16 protein-coding genes are annotated in these 17,115 nt (G+C 34.2%); 5 read left to right on the forward strand and 11 right to left on the reverse strand.

Annotated elements, in window-relative coordinates; translation table 11 throughout:
* The 4 genes from A9G34_RS09550 to guaA form a co-directional block, all read right to left on the reverse strand.
* The coding region (locus A9G34_RS09550) for a toxin VasX (RefSeq protein ID WP_218055721.1) at nucleotides 1-468 on the reverse strand (468 nt) is incomplete at its 3' end.
* Between the two features lie 29 nt (nucleotides 469-497).
* Nucleotides 498-947, reverse strand: a complete 450-nt coding sequence (locus A9G34_RS09555) for a hypothetical protein (protein ID WP_065569568.1) — start codon at nucleotides 945-947, stop codon at nucleotides 498-500.
* Between the two features lie 13 nt (nucleotides 948-960).
* Nucleotides 961-1,254, reverse strand: a complete 294-nt coding sequence (locus A9G34_RS10905) for a contractile injection system protein, VgrG/Pvc8 family (protein WP_034946324.1) — start codon at nucleotides 1,252-1,254, stop codon at nucleotides 961-963.
* Nucleotides 1,255-1,704: 450 nt separating this feature from the next.
* Entirely contained in the window at nucleotides 1,705-3,288 is a 1,584-nt protein-coding gene (gene guaA, locus A9G34_RS09565; RefSeq protein ID WP_065569569.1) for a glutamine-hydrolyzing GMP synthase, read from the reverse strand.
* A 295-nt stretch (nucleotides 3,289-3,583) separates the two neighbouring features.
* Between guaA and A9G34_RS10820 the strand changes: the two genes are divergently transcribed.
* Together A9G34_RS10820 and A9G34_RS10910 are read left to right on the forward strand one after the other, a co-directional pair.
* A complete protein-coding gene (locus A9G34_RS10820) occupies nucleotides 3,584-3,757 on the forward strand; it encodes a hypothetical protein (RefSeq protein WP_176701492.1) in 174 nt (57 codons plus the stop codon).
* Nucleotides 3,758-4,104: 347 nt separating this feature from the next.
* Entirely contained in the window at nucleotides 4,105-4,383 is a 279-nt protein-coding gene (locus tag A9G34_RS10910) for a hypothetical protein (RefSeq protein ID WP_065569570.1), read from the forward strand.
* 33 nt (nucleotides 4,384-4,416) lie between these two features.
* Here A9G34_RS10910 and A9G34_RS09575 read toward each other — a convergent pair whose 3' ends face one another.
* The 4 genes from A9G34_RS09575 to A9G34_RS09590 all read right to left on the reverse strand — a co-directional run bounded on the left by A9G34_RS09575 (nucleotide 4,417) and on the right by A9G34_RS09590 (nucleotide 12,106).
* Entirely contained in the window at nucleotides 4,417-7,689 is a 3,273-nt protein-coding gene (locus A9G34_RS09575; protein WP_065569571.1) for an autotransporter outer membrane beta-barrel domain-containing protein, read from the reverse strand.
* Nucleotides 7,690-7,803: 114 nt separating this feature from the next.
* Entirely contained in the window at nucleotides 7,804-8,280 is a 477-nt protein-coding gene (locus tag A9G34_RS09580; RefSeq protein WP_065569572.1) for a toxin-activating lysine-acyltransferase, read from the reverse strand.
* A 403-nt stretch (nucleotides 8,281-8,683) separates the two neighbouring features.
* The gene (gene pta / locus A9G34_RS09585) at nucleotides 8,684-10,834 is read right to left on the reverse strand and encodes a phosphate acetyltransferase (RefSeq protein ID WP_065569573.1); all 2,151 of its coding nucleotides are present in this window, start codon (nucleotides 10,832-10,834) and stop codon (nucleotides 8,684-8,686) included.
* A gap of 66 nt (nucleotides 10,835-10,900) precedes the next feature.
* Nucleotides 10,901-12,106, reverse strand: a complete 1,206-nt coding sequence (locus A9G34_RS09590) for an acetate kinase (RefSeq protein ID WP_034946338.1) — start codon at nucleotides 12,104-12,106, stop codon at nucleotides 10,901-10,903.
* 194 nt (nucleotides 12,107-12,300) lie between these two features.
* On the opposite strand from A9G34_RS09590, the gene yfbV reads away from it, so the two are divergent.
* The 3 genes from yfbV to cysK all read left to right on the forward strand — a co-directional run bounded on the left by yfbV (nucleotide 12,301) and on the right by cysK (nucleotide 14,637).
* On the forward strand, nucleotides 12,301-12,756 hold the full coding sequence (yfbV, locus tag A9G34_RS09595; protein ID WP_065569574.1) for a terminus macrodomain insulation protein YfbV: 456 nt from the start codon (nucleotides 12,301-12,303) through the stop codon (nucleotides 12,754-12,756).
* An 11-nt stretch (nucleotides 12,757-12,767) separates the two neighbouring features.
* Nucleotides 12,768-13,274, forward strand: a complete 507-nt coding sequence (gene priC, locus A9G34_RS09600) for a primosomal replication protein PriC (protein ID WP_065569575.1) — start codon at nucleotides 12,768-12,770, stop codon at nucleotides 13,272-13,274.
* 397 nt (nucleotides 13,275-13,671) lie between these two features.
* On the forward strand, nucleotides 13,672-14,637 hold the full coding sequence (gene cysK / locus A9G34_RS09605; RefSeq protein WP_065569576.1) for a cysteine synthase A: 966 nt from the start codon (nucleotides 13,672-13,674) through the stop codon (nucleotides 14,635-14,637).
* Between the two features lie 72 nt (nucleotides 14,638-14,709).
* Here the strand turns inward: cysK and ruvB are convergent, their stop codons facing one another.
* From ruvB to A9G34_RS09620, 3 genes are all read right to left on the reverse strand, one after another.
* On the reverse strand, nucleotides 14,710-15,714 hold the full coding sequence (gene ruvB, locus A9G34_RS09610) for a Holliday junction branch migration DNA helicase RuvB (RefSeq protein WP_034946348.1): 1,005 nt from the start codon (nucleotides 15,712-15,714) through the stop codon (nucleotides 14,710-14,712).
* A 14-nt stretch (nucleotides 15,715-15,728) separates the two neighbouring features.
* Nucleotides 15,729-16,337 carry a Holliday junction branch migration protein RuvA gene (ruvA, locus tag A9G34_RS09615; RefSeq protein WP_034946350.1) on the reverse strand — a complete coding sequence of 203 codons (609 nt, stop codon included), beginning with the start codon at nucleotides 16,335-16,337 and terminating at the stop codon, nucleotides 15,729-15,731.
* Nucleotides 16,338-16,756: 419 nt separating this feature from the next.
* On the reverse strand, nucleotides 16,757-17,095 hold the full coding sequence (locus tag A9G34_RS09620) for a YbaB/EbfC family nucleoid-associated protein (protein WP_034946353.1): 339 nt from the start codon (nucleotides 17,093-17,095) through the stop codon (nucleotides 16,757-16,759).
* Nucleotides 17,096-17,115 lie beyond the last annotated feature (20 nt).

The following is a 17,115-nucleotide window of genomic DNA, read 5'->3' on the forward strand; positions in this document are numbered from 1 at the left end:
CACCCAAGCTTGCGTAAAGTTTTTATCATCAAGATTGATGAACGATGCCGGAATAGAATGGCAAGCTTTGTTACACGCTTTTGATAAAGGTCTTGGCTCGGTATTGGGCAGGTCATGGTAGTTTCTTAAACGTAGTGCCCCATCAATGCATTCATACGCATGGAGTATTCGGCTATGGATGTCGTCGCCTTTTTGTTGCATCACATACACATAACCTTTACGCAAAATACGCAGTACATAGCTATAATATTCTAATGCCTCTTCTGGCATGCGGTTTTTAAAATCTAAGTTTTTAGCGTAATCGGCTAACTCTTGATAAGTGGCGTTGACTTTTTTTGTTAAACTCGACGTTGTTTTTATCACAGCCTGACGCAGTAAAAAAACCGGTAGCCCAGTTCGTTCACAGACAGGGCAAGCGCCCGATGCTTGGATTACATTTTCTAACGCAAGGTTTGCTGCTTTCTTCATCTTACATCCTTTATTGCTTGTCTTATTTGTTATTCGTTAATCGAAAGTGATGAGATTTCAAGGTGAATCTGGGCGTTAATAACGTGTTTTGAGAATGTGCTCGGCTCTTTTTGCGCTTTGGCTATTTGTTCAAGCACGTTAGGATGCTGAGTAAATGCAGTTTGGTACCTTAAGCCATTTAATACCCAAAATTGAATATCGTTAGCGTCAGTTAAGCCTAATTGATAAGCTTGTTCAACCAGTTGTGTTGCTTGCATAATCACCTTGTTATCAAGGGGGAGCCGTTTTTGTTCTGTATAATCTAAATCCGAACGTAAAACTTGCGTGAGTTTTTTTTCGCCAAATGGGGGGTCTTCACCAAATAGATCTATTAACTCTTCTTTTGATAATGGTTCAACTGGGTTAAGGACGACGATGTTATCAACCAATAAGTAACGGTATTTAAATAAGTTGTTGGTATTATTTAATTCAAAAATCATTATTTACCCTTTTCTACACAACCATGAACATCCAGATCGCTAGGCTGATGCCAACATCAGCCAATAGTCGTTGAATAAAGGCTAAATCACTTTCTTGCCATTGTGTGATTAACTCACGGTTAGGGTTGCAACTGGTAAAGGTGATAATATAACGCCAAGGTTGGTTTAACTGTTCATCAATGGCAACAGCATCAACTGAAATTGATTCGGTTATATTCAGTTCATTCAATTTAAGGGAGTAACGATTATGAGGTACTGCTGAAGAAAGAGCATCTAACCCAGTTGAAATTAAACCCGAAAAAGACATTTATATTCCTTACTAATGCAATATCCAAATTCTAAATATTATTTATTTTTGATGCGTAAACAATCAATGTTAGTGAATGTAAATCCATTAACAGTTAATGTTTAAAAAGTCGTTAAAATAACTTTTTTTGAGTAATTAATCAACCATTTTGTTGTAGAAATTCGACTTTATTATTATTGGGTATGATGGATTTCGTAATCGTAAATTAATTGACTTTTTGGTGCGTTTTGCCAAGTTCTGTTTTTATCACTATGAAAAGAAAATCAAATATTGAATGATTTTCAACGGAATTAATAATCAAGCAAATTTATTTGATACACAAACAACAATAAAATTATCATTTGTTAAAGGAGTTATAACGTTAATCATTGCAGGAAGATCTAAAACCAGCGATACTGTGATACCACCGGCTTTAATAAATGTTAATAATTTATTTCGTTGTTAGTGCTTTTATTCCCACTCAATGGTTGCTGGCGGTTTTCCGCTTATATCATACACAACACGGGATATGCCGTTAACTTCATTAATAATGCGATTAGAAACTCGACCAAGAAATTCATATGGTAAGTGAGCCCAATGAGCAGTCATAAAGTCAACCGTTTCAACAGCTCGCAGTGAAACAACCCAATCATATTTTCGACCATCCCCCATGACTCCAACTGAGCGTACAGGCAAGAATACGGTAAAGGCTTGGCTGACTTTGTGATATAGCTCGGCTTTGTAAAGCTCTTCAATGAAGATAGCATCGGCTCTACGTAGTAAGTCGCAATACTCTTTTTTTACTTCACCAAGTATTCGAACACCTAAGCCGGGACCAGGGAATGGATGGCGATAAAGCATGTCGTAAGGTAAGCCAAGTTCTAAACCGACTTTGCGTACTTCGTCTTTAAACAGTTCACGCAGTGGCTCAACCAAGCCCATTTTCATATTTTCGGGTAATCCGCCTACATTATGGTGTGATTTAATCACATGTGCCTTACCTGTGTCAGCTGCTGCCGATTCAATGACATCAGGATAGATAGTACCTTGAGCTAACCATTTTACATCTTTTAATTTTGCCGCCTCTTCATCAAATACAGCAACAAATTCACGCCCAATAATTTTACGTTTTGCTTCAGGATCTGCTTCACCTTTTAGTGCAGCTAAAAAGCGCTCTTCAGCATTTACAGCTATGATATTTAAGCCAAATTTATTACCAAACATATCCATAACTTGTTGAGCTTCGTTCAAGCGTAACAAACCATGATCAACAAATACACAAGTTAATTGATCTCCGATAGCTTGGTGTAATAACAATGCTGTAACAGAAGAATCAACCCCTCCTGATAAGCCAAGTAATACTTTGTCATTGCCAACCTGTTCTTTAATTCGAGCAATAGCATCGGTAATAATTGAAGATGGTGTCCAGAGCTTTTCACAGTGACAAATATCAATCACAAAACGTTGCAATAACTCGAAACCTTTTACAGTATGAGTTACTTCTGGATGAAATTGAACGCCATAAAATTGTTTTTCGTCATTAGCCATAATAGCAAATGGGCAAGTTTCAGTACGCCCAATCAGTGTGAAACTATCAGGCAATGCTGTTACTTTATCACCGTGGCTCATCCAAACATCAAGTTGATTAACGCCTTGTTCACTTGCGCTATCAAAAATACCATCAGTTAATTTTGATGATCCAACAAGATCCACTTTAGCATAACCAAATTCACGTTGGTTAGATCCAGTCACTTGACCGCCCTTACCAACTTGAATTGCCATAGTTTGCATGCCATAACAGATCCCTAATACAGGCACACCTGCGTTGAAGACATATTCGGGTGCTCGTGGGCTGTTTAGTTCAGTCGTGCTTTCAGGACTACCTGATAAAATGATACCTTTAGGATTAAATTGTTTGATTTTTTCTTCTGATACATCCCACGGCCAAAGTTCACAATACACGCCGATTTCGCGAATTCTACGAGCAATTAATTGAGTAACTTGTGAACCAAAATCAAGAATTAAAATACGTTGCTGGTGGATGTCTTTTTTCATCAATTTTATTCCTAAACTATGAACTATTACAAAATTGGGATGCTATTGTATCATTTACCGATTAAATTGAGATCATTAATTAAAAACATTGATAAATATTTATATTATTAATAATTTTGAAATCATCTTATTACAAAATTCAATATCATGGTCATCAAATTAACCTTGTAATAAGTCAATAAATCAAAGAATTGAATTCTCTTTACTTAATTAATAAGTAAACTTATTAAAAGGAGACCCATGAATACCATTTCAATTTGTTTCATATTACCAACAAAGGCTAAACCAATTCAATTTGCAATATTATACTGATCTTAATTTAAGAAAATTATGGGAAACTGATCTTGAAGACTTTCGTATATTTGGTGACTTAAAAACAGGGGCTAAAGGTATTTTCAAATTACAAAATATACCAGAAATGGAAGTGACTTTATCAAAGATTATTGATAAGCAAGAATTTACAGAATAATTTGATATGCCTGAAATAGGTTTACTGTTTTTCTCACATTAAATTATGGAAATATCACATAATCAATATGCATTAAAATTAGAAATTTCTCTAAAACCAGATCTAAAAATGGATACGAAAGCATTCTATGATTTTATAAAACAGATTTCAGATGATATTATTAATAAAGCTTACAAATTAAATAGTTTAGTTGAAGGGTAAATTATGACAAAGGACGATAAGTTTTTAACTCAATTCCAAACTGATTCTGAATCTATTGGTTTTGTTTTTATGAAAACTATTCGTTCTGGAATACGAATATCAAAAATTGCTTAAAAAAACAGTCTATCACTCATCCGCAATTTATAGTGCGTGCAACGCTTGCTTATCTATCACAGCGATCAGGTGAAATAACACAAGTTATTGTATCAAATAAAACAAATATCGATGTGATGACAATTTCCCAAATATTAGAGAATTTAGAAAAAAGTTATATAAAATGCTCTTGCTCAATTAAAGATAGTCGAGCAAAATTCATTCAATTAACCCCAAAAGAATTGAATAAAGCAAATGAAACTATGCTGAATAAAAAACGTACGCAATGCCTAACAAGCCATTACGTACGTATAATATTGATAACAATTTGAAACTAAATCGTGATTTAAATTTTTAATTCAGAATTACCATTTATGTTCTATACCAAGATTTCCTCTATAACCTTGACGTTTAGCACTACCAAAATCGTGTTCATAGCGAGTATCGCCGTATAAGTACATATTTTGACCTAATGGAGCTTTGATTCCAAGCCCTAATTCACCCCATGTGTTAGCATATTTTTCACGTAAACTATCTCGACCAATATCAGCCTCATTGGGTTTGATAAAATCATGCCAAATATTACCTATAGCATAAAGTGTTGTTGTTTGATGATCTTTGCTTTGATTATAAGCGAGCCGAACCCCTATTCGCCCCCTAAGTAGATCTTGACCATTTTGATCCACTTTTCTGTATTTATCTTTAAAGCTATCTAAGTCAACATATTGATACACCATTTGAACTTGAGGCTCAATTAACCAATAATTTTGATTTAAATCCGTTTGGTTTATTGTAAAAGCATGCCCTGCTTCGGCAGAGATAGCAATACCCCAACCATTTTGGGAATGAGGATTATTCCCATTTCTAGCTTCATATTTGTTACGTAAGTAGGAAAATTGCCCCACTAAGTCAAGATAGCTGTTATCGGTAGAAAAATAAGTATTGGTTAATCCTAAGTTTACTGACTCTGATTTACCTTTACCTGTCCGTTTATTATGAGAAAGTCTTCCGTTTTCAGCTCGATATTTGTCAGAAAAATCAGTATAAGCCTTACTATAGGCTAAATACATACCAACATGATTATGACCTCCATTTTCGTAAACTTCGTTAATTAAGTCATGCCCAAATTGGATTCCATATATATCTGTATCATAATTTAAGCGATCTTTCCCATTTTGTTTAAGGTGTTTGCCTAATATTCTTCCCCATGTTTCTCCTGCGTATTCATTGCTATTATAATTGACAGAATCAAATTTTATATCTTGTCCACGGCGTTCATGTAATGTTCCAATGCTTAAAAGTCCTTGTTCTTGATTGACTCTTGGCATAGCAACATAACCAGCAACTGGACTTGATAAAATCGGTTTAGGCTCAGCCAGATCAATTTGTGGTGTTAATGGCACTATCGGCATTGGAAATATTGGTGATGTTGGTGATGTCGGTAGCTCAGGTGGTATTATAGGGATTAATGGTGTTGGATTGCCTGATTCCATTGTCCAGTAATATTCATCTCCATTTGCAGTTGTACGTTTTGCTAATTGTACCTCAGTTGCACCACTAGTGTGTGCAACGCCTTGAAAAGCTTGCTCATTGCTACTTTCCCCAACATAAATTACTGGCACTGAATTAATGATACTTGTGATTTGCTGAATATTTCCGTCAATAATATTTTCTTTTCCAGCCGAATTTACCGGAATAACTTTTGTTACTCCAATTGCCGTACCTGTAATTTTTAACATATCTGATTGCGAATTAGTGCTATACATTACACTTGGGTTATTCCACAGCGTATTTATTTTAATTATTGCATTGCCAGAAGCGCTATAATTACCATCAATAGTTAAAATGTCATTATATTTTCCATGTGAATGGTTATCCAAGTTAATAATACCGCCATTATTTATGACATCCCCTTGTAATATAAATTCATTGCCACCTGCATCATCAAAAGCACCATTAATTGTTGCGCCATTGTTCAGCTCAACCTTATCAAATTTTGCTATGTTGTTTGTATCATTTGGTTTCAAATTCCATGTAAAATTATCATTTAAATTAATATTAAGTACAGTATTTACATTGGTATCTAAAACCTCACCTTCTTCGACTTTTACTAAACCTTTATAGACTAATCCAGTCATGCTACCTTTACCCGAAGCATTAAATGTGACTGATGATCCTTGATATGCATCGTGCCCAAGTTCAGCTCCATTAGAATCATAAGTGTTAGAAAAGAATTGATAATTAGGTGCAGTGTAATTACCACTTACGTTAATAATATAGCCTGCATCATTTGCAGTAAGATTTGTTTTGTCACCAGTAAAGGATAAAACCGTATCAACTTGCCCTTGATCGACAAATATTAAATCTTTACGACCTATAGAACCATTTACTACAGGATCTGCACTGGTACCAGTTGTTGTGAATATTGCATTTTTAAAACTAGCTTTCACACCATGCGATGCGGCCTGTTCAAGCTGTCCGCCTAAAGTGGCATCGTCATGTGTACCAATTTCAAGTGCATAACCTCCTGTTTTGATAATAGTTGAACTATTTTCATAATCCGCTTTTATCAATGAATTGCGGACCATTTTGATACCACTACCCTCTAGAGCATTGGTTGTATCAATCGTCAATTCTCCATACGACTCTAAAATACCCGCACCTTCACCAGTGTTACGTGTTTTTCCTAATTTTATTGCAGAGCTATCCCATTTTAATGTCGATTTTTCGCTGCTTTTATTTATGGTAATTGTATTTTTTTCACCTTTTAATATTACTTTGGGCGTCAATTGACCATCCGCACCAACTTTATCGGCTGTATCATGATTAGTAGGGTTACCTGAGATGTAAATCCCAATAGAACGATTCCCTGTCAATGTCATATCTAAATTATCATTGATTATAACTTGACCGGCTGAACCATTACCTGAGTTATCGTAAGCACCTTGAATAGCTCGAATACCATTATTTAAAATTGGTTGGGTTTTGCCGCCTTTTACTGCTTGATTAATTTTTAATTTATCGACAGTAATTGTACTGTATTTTCCGTTATAAGTGTTTATTTCTCCGGAATTTACAGCCGAACCTGCCAATAGGCTATAAGATGCAATATTACCACTTAAATTACTACCTCGAGTATAATCGTTCGTTACATTTAATTCGACATTTTTGGCCGTTATATCAACATTATGATATGTTGCAAGCCCAATAGAGTTACCATTATTTACAATAGTAAAATTTAAGTCACCTGCGTTAATTGAACTTCCAGAACCACCGCTAGCATATTGATTCGCTAATCCAGTATAATCTCCATTAACATTTGCAGTTAAAACTGTATCCCCGACATTAAGTTTTTCATGTAGTTTACTTCTTGTTAGGATATAAAAACTAGCATTACCAGATTGAGTTACGGTAGCGACTTTAATATTATTACAGCTAGGACTGTTTTGACCTACTAAATATGAACCATCAGCATTTGCTGTACAATCTAAAGCAAATGCAGAAGTTGGAATCATTAAAGCTGAAGTAACGAGGCATGTAAATGTGGTCGTTGATTTACAAGCTCTGCGAACTAATTCAGAACATGCTATTGTAATACCAGTAACAATATTAAATTTTGTTTGGTAGACTTTATTCATAATTATTACCTTTAATGAGTGATAAAACTTAGCGATATCACATATTTATTTTTACACAATGAAAACAATCACATAAAAACTAATTAGTTATAAATCATAATTAATTTGGAAAACTCAACATTGAACTTTTTTAATGACTGTCTTATTTTTAGATTTGTGATAGCCGAAATAACAAAGATTATTTTTTAGTACTTTTTTACAGATTGATTTCGTTAAAAAGACATCACGTAATCCAAACGGACAGTAAAAGGAGAGTATCCATAGTCGTTTGGATTTATTTAATTGATTGCAATGAACAAACTGGGTATAAGGCAGTTCTTTATTGAGGTATTGTTGCTCTTCTTGGCGATTAAAATAAGCCCAATTCATGTAACCTAAAGGCTTATTATTATGAACAATTAACGCAAAGTTTTTAGAGCGAATTATGGGTTGTAAAACGTCTAGAGCTGAATCAAGTGCGGCTTTTTTATAATCTGGATTTTGATTCCATAACCAAATCATGGCGCCTAATACCTCAGCTTCACTCCATAGCGTCTCAGGATATATACTTGGTGCAATGATTCTATCACCTGTTTGATTAAAATCGCCCATACACTTTTACCTTTATTAAAAATAATTAACAATTATATTACTTAATTAACAAAATTTCATCAAATTATGTTTTTTTATTAATAAGATTTTACATTTCTTGATTAACTGGTTATTTTATTGAAATATAAAAGTACATTGCCAATAAAATATTCAAAAGAATATTTTTAAAATGCCCTTTTTTTGATAGGCTCAATAAAATTAAATATAACTATTTGAATAATATATAATTAAATTTAAAGAAGCGTTAATTTATTAACTAATTGATTTGAAAATAGAATGGTTACTTTATTTATTGAGTTTAAAATCGAGAGTTTTTTAGCTATTTCGGATTTGAATAATGTGTTAGGTAAGTCTACATTGAAAAAGGAGGGATTTTACTCCCCCTTATTGATATTAGACAAAATTAATTATTAGCATTTTGCTCTTGTGCAGATTGAATTGCTGTTAAAGCAATCGTGTAGACAATATCATCAACTAATGCACCTCGAGATAAGTCATTAACGGGTTTACGCATACCTTGTAGCATTGGACCAATTGAAACAAGATCCGCTGAGCGTTGTACTGCTTTATAAGTTGTATTACCGGTATTAAGATCAGGGAAGATAAATACAGTCGCTTTACCTGCAACTTGCGAATTTGGTGCTTTCGATTTTGCTACATCAGGCATTACCGCTGCATCATATTGTAATGGACCATCGATCATTAAATCTGGGCGTTTTTCTTGAGCAATACGAGTTGCTTCTTTAACTTTTTCAACATCAGCACCTTGACCTGAACTACCTGTTGAATAAGAGATCATAGCAACACGTGGCTCAATACCAAAAGCAATGGCGGTATCAGCTGATTGAATTGCAATTTCTGCCAGTTCTTGTGCCGTTGGATCTGGGTTGATCGCACAGTCACCATAAATATAAACTTGATCAGGCATTAACATAAAAAATACCGATGAAACAAGTGAACTACCCGGCGCAGTTTTAATTAGTTGCAATGGTGGACGTATAGTATTAGCAGTTGTATGTACAGCACCTGATACTAAGCCATCAACTTCATTAGCTTCAAGCATCATTGTACCAAGTACCACATTATCAGCTAATTGCTCACGAGCAATCACTTCGGTCATACCTTTGTTTTTACGTAATTCAACTAGACGAGGAACATATTTTTCACGGATATTTTCAGGATCGACAATTTCAACACCAGAGCCTAAAGTTACACCTTGTGAAGCAGCTACTTTACGTACTTCATCAGGATTACCAATTAGTACACATTTTGCAATGTTACGTTCAGCACAAATTGCTGCTGCTTTAACTGTTCTTGGTTCGTCACCTTCTGGTAATACCACTACTTTTTTCGCATTACGTGCAAGTTCAGTTAATTGATAACGGAATGCAGGAGGAGACAAGCGACGAGCAGAAGCTACAACTTCATTTAATGATTTCACCCAATTAATATCAATATGATCAGCGACATAATTTTGGGTATTTTCCATACGCTCTTTATCATCAACAGGAATTTCTAAATTGAATTGCTGTAAATTAATAGAAGTTTGGAAAGTATTTGTTTGCACGGTAAATACCGGTAAGCCTGTATCAAAAGCTGGTTGACATAATTTTGCGATTTTTTCATCGATTTCATAGCCACCAGTTAAAAGCACACCACCAATTGCCATACCATTCATGGCTGCTAAACTGATAGTCACTAATACATCAGCACGATCAGCAGACGTCACTAATAATGCATTTGGTTGAAGATGACTAATGATATTTGGCACACTACGAGAACAGAAAGATATATGTTTGATGCGGCGGTTTTTTATGTCACCTTCATTAATAATTTTTGCACCAAAATGTTTTGCAATGTCAATAGAACGGCAAGCACTTAAATCCATATTCCAAGGAATACACCCCAGAACTGGCAATGGACTATGTTTATTTAAATCCTCGATAGTGATTTTTTTATCATCGAATTTAGGGGTATGATAAATTTCGGCAACATCCGGGCGAGCAAGGTTTTGTTCTTCAACTGGGGCGTTAACTTTGTTTACAATCATACCCACAATTTTTTCATTTTTGATACCACCAAAGTTAGAACGTGCAATTTCAATACGATCTTTGAGTTGTTCTGGTGTATCTTTCCCCATGTTAACAACAAAAATAATTTCAGCACCCAGTGTTTTAGCAATGTTATTATTGAGTTCATTTGCAAAAGGGTAATCCGAAGTTGGCACAATACCTTCAACTAAAACAACATCTGCACCTTTGGTGTTTTCAGCATACAGCGCCACGATTTCTTCCATTAATACGTCTTGTTGATTTAGCCCTAATAGGTTTTCAACATGGCTCATTTTTAGTGGTTTAAGCGTTGGAATTGATGTGTTATTGCTCACTAAGGTTGTTGTGTTGTCTGGTGCATCCCCTCCGGCTCTTGGTTGTGCAACTGGCTTAAATACATTTAAGTTTATACCTTGACGCTCCATAGCTCGAATAACACCAAGACTCACACCTGTTAACCCCACATTGGTACCAGTTGGAATGAGCATAATTGTACGAGACATAATTAATTTCCTCTTAATTCTTTATTAAATAAAAACAAACCGCCATTAGGCGGTTTTAATTGTTTTTTAAGCAGTTAAGCGTGCAGCATCTTGAGCAATAACGAGTTCTTCATTGGTAGGAATCACCATTGCAATTGCTGAGCCATCTTTAGTAATTGTTCCACCTTGACCGAAACGTGCAGCAAGGTTACGTTCTTGATCAAGTTCAAAACCAAGAATACTTAATTTTTGTAATGCCATACGACGAACTTCTTCAGAGTTTTCACCAATACCACCGGTAAAGATAATGGCATCTAAACGTCCATCTAATAACATTGCATAACCACCGATATATTTCACTAAACGATGAACAAAAACATCTAACGCATTTTTAGCATTTTCATCTGTTTCATAATTATCAGTGACATAACGGCAATCGCTGCTTACCCCTGTTAAACCTAATAAACCCGATTTTTTATTTAAAAGATTATTAATATCACCAACAGACATTTTTAAATTGTCATGTAAGAAGAACATAATAGCAGGATCGATATCACCACTACGTGTTCCCATCACTAAACCTTCAAGTGGCGTTAATCCCATTGAAGTTTCAACACATTCACCATTTTTAACAGCTGTAATTGATGCACCATTACCTAAATGACAAGTAATAACATTAGTTTCTTCAACTGGTTTATTTAATAATCTTGCAGCTTCACGGCTAACGTAATAATGGCTAGTGCCATGTGCACCATAACGACGAATACCATGTTTTGTGTATAATTCGTTTGGAATAGCATATAAATAAGCTTCTTTTGGCATTGTTGTATGGAATGCAGTATCAAAAACAGCAACATTTTTAGTTTTTAAATGTGGAAATGCAGCAAACGCTTCACGAATACCAATTAAATGCGCTGGGTTATGTAAAGGTGCGAATGCTGCTGCATCTTCAATACCTTTTAATACTGAATCATCAATTACAACTGATTGAGTGTATTTTTCGCCACCATGAACAATTCGGTGTCCAATAGACTTAATACTATCTAATAATTCTGGTTTTTGTGGGAAGATACTATCAACAATAAATTTAATTGCTTCACTATGTGCAGCGCCTGCACCTAAAGATGCTTCACCTTTAACACCGTCAAGTTTCCACTTAATACGTGCATCAGGAAGGTTAAAACATTCGGCTAATCCAGAAAGAAATTCATCACCGTTTTCAGGGTTTATAATGGCAAATTTTAATGATGAGCTTCCGCAATTAAGAACAAGAGCGTTATTACTTGATGACATAGTAATTCCTATAATTTGAATAAAAAAGATATATACCAATCAAAATTGGTAACTCAACACATGATTTAAATCGATGTGATTACACGAAGGTGACTTCTGATATCTTATATTTTAAGATAAAATAAAAAGAGTCTCCAATTTGGATGGCGTTATTTTAAGACAATAACAAGTGAATGTCGAGGAATCCCCTACATATGAATTTAGTTAATACTTTTAAGCTTGGACAACGGTATATGCAGCTTTGCCCTAAAGATAAAGAGCTCATTTATTCGTTTCCGGAATTAAAAATCATTAACTACATAAAAACCGCAAAAAAATATTTACCACCTATTATTATTGGTTTATTAGTATGGCAATACTATTTACCTGCACAATTAGCTGTTACAGTAATTACAATATTATTTTCCATAAGCCTACCCTTGCAAGGTATTTTTTGGCTTGGTAAACGTGCACATTCGCCTTTACCACTTAATTTAGTCGATTGCTATAATCGTATTGAACTAAAACTTATTGAAAGAAAGATATTAGTTAAGAATAAAAATACTGCTGATAAACTAACTTTTGAAGCATTTATGAAACTCATTAATCTATCCAAAATTCATTTGGGAAGTTATTTTGGTGAAGATGACAATACATCACTTAATTCATAAGATTAAAAATAATGCCAAATTTATTAAATCGACTTAAAACACAAATTGATATGCTTGAACAACAAATTACTTTATCAGAACAAAAGCAATATCAAGAACATTATTTTGATGAGCATTTATTTCATACGAGTAAAATAGTTACTGATAATGCGTTCTATCTTGAAAAAATTAAGCAAACTTATCTATCTTTAGTTCATCATGTAATGTCACAAAAAATTGAGCAGATTACTTTTTTATCCGAAACATTAGTTAATCAAATTACTGCTTTAACCCGTGAATTAGCAACTCATCAATTGCGTAAAAAAGAACAAGATTCCTTTATAAAAGAAACACTTTATGAAAAACATTCACGTCATTTAGATTATTTACGACGATTACAAGAAATGAAATTTGAATTGGAACTTTCTCCTGAATTTACCGATCCTGTTAAAATTGCTTCACTTGATAACCGAATTTACCGTTGTGAGCAAGCAATAAGAAAAATTGAATTAGAAATAGAAAGTGATATTAGTATTTAGCTTTTTAAAATATTACGGTCTAAATCTGTTTTTGAATGTGACTAATCAAAAATGCAAATGTTGTATATTTATAATTTTCTTTCACTTTTGATGGTTCCTTTTTAAATATTTAAAACATATTTTATATATTTATCGAAGGCAATGATGTTTTTGAATTAATATAGCATTTTAATCTATTTAAGCCAGTTAATCTCGTAATAAGACATTAATCTGTAAAATTCACGGCTACTTTTTTTCATTTATTTTTTGGTATTTAAAAAATTAATTTTTATCTCTTAAATGAATATTATAAGTATTAGTTAGTATCATCTTTTTGGGTTATATTTATAATGTTAGTATTATTAGCTATCATAACTCTGTGCTACCCTATTTAAAGCCACTTATTAAGGATTCTTTTATGAGTATAATATTTGATGATAACTCACAAACTATCGGCCATACTCCACTTGTTCGCTTAAAACATTTTGGTCGTGGTAATATCTTAGCTAAAATTGAATCGCGTAATCCAAGTTTTAGTGTGAAATGTCGTATTGCATCAAACATGATTTGGGACGCCGAAAAACGTGGTTTGTTAACATCAAATGTCAAATTAATCGAGCCAACAAGCGGCAATACAGGTATTGCGCTTGCGGCCGTTGCCGCAGCTCGAGGTTATAAATTAACTTTAGCTATGCCAGAAAGTATGAGTATAGAACGTAGAAAACTCCTTAAAGCACTTGGCGCTAACCTTGTATTAACCGAAGCAGCAAAGGGCATGAAAGGTGCTATTGAAAAAGCCGAAGAAATTGTTGCAAGCAATCCTAAAAAAAACATCATGCTGCAACAATTTAGTAATCCAGCCAATCCTGAAATACACGAAAAAACAACCGGTCCGGAAATATGGCAAGACACCGATGGTCAAATCGATATTTTTATCGCAGGCGTAGGAACGGGCGGCACATTTACTGGCGTTACACGTTATATTAAAAATGTGCAGGGTAAGGCTATAACTGCAGTTGCTGTTGAGCCAACCAATTCACCAGTAATTACCCAAGCGCTAACAGGCAAGCCGATTAAACCAGGTCCGCATAAGATTCAAGGTATTGGAGCTGGTTTTATTCCTGCAAATCTTGATTTAAGTTTAATTGATCGGGTTGAAAGGATATCGGACGAAGAGGCTATCGAAACAGCTCGTGAATTAATGGAAAAAGAAGGCATATTAGCAGGAATCTCGTCTGGTGCAGCCGTTTTTGCAGCCCATCGCTTAGCAAAATTACCCGAAAATGCTAATAAAATGATTGTAGTTATTTTACCATCTTCTGGTGAACGTTATTTAAGTACTGATTTATTTAGTAGGGTTTTTACAGGAAAGGAATTAGATTAACTCTAATTTGAGAGCAAAAAGCGTAATAACATAATCATTACGCTTTTTATATTTATGTGTTCTTATTTATAATTAATTGTCTTGAATAATCCCAAAATGACGGTAGGCATGTGGCGTTGCAATTCTACCTCGAGGGGTTCTTTGAATATAACCTTGTTGAATTAAAAATGGTTCAAGCACGTCTTCTATTGTTTCACGTTCTTCACCAATAGCTGCAGCAATATTATCTAAACCAACAGGACCACCCATAAATTTTTCAATAATTGCAAGTAATAATTTGCGATCCATGTAGTCAAAACCTTCATTATCAACATCAAGCATATCAAGTGCTAGCATTGCTATTTTCTCATCAATGATTCCCTTTGATTTAACATCCGCATAATCTCTTACTCGACGTAATAAGCGATTGGCAATTCGAGGGGTTCCTCGTGAACGTTTAGCAATTAAATGTGCGCCTTTATCTGATAAATCCATACCTAAAAATTTAGCGCTACGGCTCACAATATATTCCAAATCTTCAACTCGATAAAATTCAAGACGTTGCACAATACCAAAACGATCCCTAAGTGGCGAGGTTAGTGAACCTGCTCTTGTTGTAGCTCCAATTAACGTAAACGGTGGAAGATCTATTTTAATCGAACGTGCAGCTGGCCCCTCGCCAATCATAATATCTAATTGATAATCTTCCATAGCTGGATATAAAATTTCTTCTACAACTGGGGAAAGTCGGTGAATCTCATCAATAAAAAGCACATCATTTGGTTCGAGATTTGTTAACATAGCAGCTAAATCACCGGCTTTTTCAAGTACAGGGCCTGAAGTAGTGCGTAAATTAACGTTCATTTCGTTGGCAACTATATTAGCTAAAGTGGTTTTACCCAATCCTGGAGGTCCAAAAATTAATACATGGTCAAGTGCATCTTTACGTTGTTTTGCTGCTTGAATGAAGATTTTCATTTGCTCTCGCACTTGAGGTTGGCCAATATATTCATCCAAATATTTAGGACGAATCGCACGATCTAGCGATTCTTCTTCTTTTTGAACTTGTGGTGCAATCAAACGATCCGCTTCAATCATACTTAATCCTTATTTTATAACGCCGATTTTAATGCTTCACGAATGAGTGTTTCACAATCCATATCATGACTGATGACTTTACTAATGATACGGCTAGCTTCTTGTGGCTTATAACCTAATGCGATTAATGCCGAAATTGCTTCACTTTCAATTTGGTTGGATGATTTTTTGTGTTCGCCTGTCTCAATGATCATATTAGTGGCAGATAACTCTTCACCTAAACGTTTGACCCGATCTTTCATCTCAACAATTAATCGTTCTGCGGTTTTTGTACCAACCCCAGGTAATTTAACGAGTGTTTTTATTTCACTTTGTTCTACGGCATTAATAAATTGTTGAGCAGACATTCCTGATAAAATAGCTAAAGCTAATTTGGGACCAACACCATTCACTTTTATCAATTCACGAAACAATTCACGTTCTTGTTCATGATTAAAACCATATAATAGCTGTGCATCTTCACGAACAATAAAATGAGTTAATACCATTACTTCTTGACCATTATTAGGTAACTCATAAAAACAAGTCATAGGCATAAAAACATTATAACCTACTCCTCCGACTTCAATCAGTACTTTAGGGGGTTGCTTTTCTATAATTGTTCCGCGTAAACGACCTATCACAATGTATCCTCAGTACAATTTATGTTGCTTTCAAAAATCGCCAATAATAATTTAAATTCAAATGTCATTATGACATAGCAGCATAAAAGTTGAATTTTTGATGATGCTAATTGACAATTTACATTAAAACTAATATTAGTTAGTTTACCTGATAGAATAAAAATAATAAAGAAAAACTGTATAAATAGACAGTCAAAATGTTGAGCTAAAATTGAGATCTATGATTTATGTAATATATTCAAAAAAGTGGAATGTTATTACTTACAATAAGGAAAAGTAGTAAATGATTTTATTTTTATTGGGAAATAACCTTGAATTAATAAGCGAAAATTAAGCTCTTTTGAATTTCCGCTCTTTTTCAATTAATAATAGAGTCGACGCCCTATTTAAAACATTAACATATTTTAAATAATTGATAATTAAAATGGCATTTTAAAACCTGGTGGTAATTGCATTCCACCAGTTACTTGTGCCATTTTTTCTTTTTGTGATTCGTCTAAACGGCGAGTAGCATCATTAAAGGCTGCTGCAATAAGATCTTCTAACATTTCTTTATCATCTTCGGAAACTAAAGAAGGATCAATTTCAACACGTTTACAGTTATGAGCCCCATTTATAGTAACTTTAACTAAACCTGCACCTGATTCGCCAGTAACTTCTAATTTAGCAATTTCTTCTTGAGCTTGTTGCATTTTTGCTTGCATTTGTTGAGCTTGTTTCATTAAATTGCCCAAACCACCTTTACCACCTGAAAACATAATTCTTCCTCATTATTAAA

The organism is Gilliamella sp. Choc4-2 (assembly GCF_001690355.1).
Classification (GTDB): Bacteria; Pseudomonadota; Gammaproteobacteria; order Enterobacterales; family Orbaceae; genus Gilliamella; species Gilliamella apicola_A.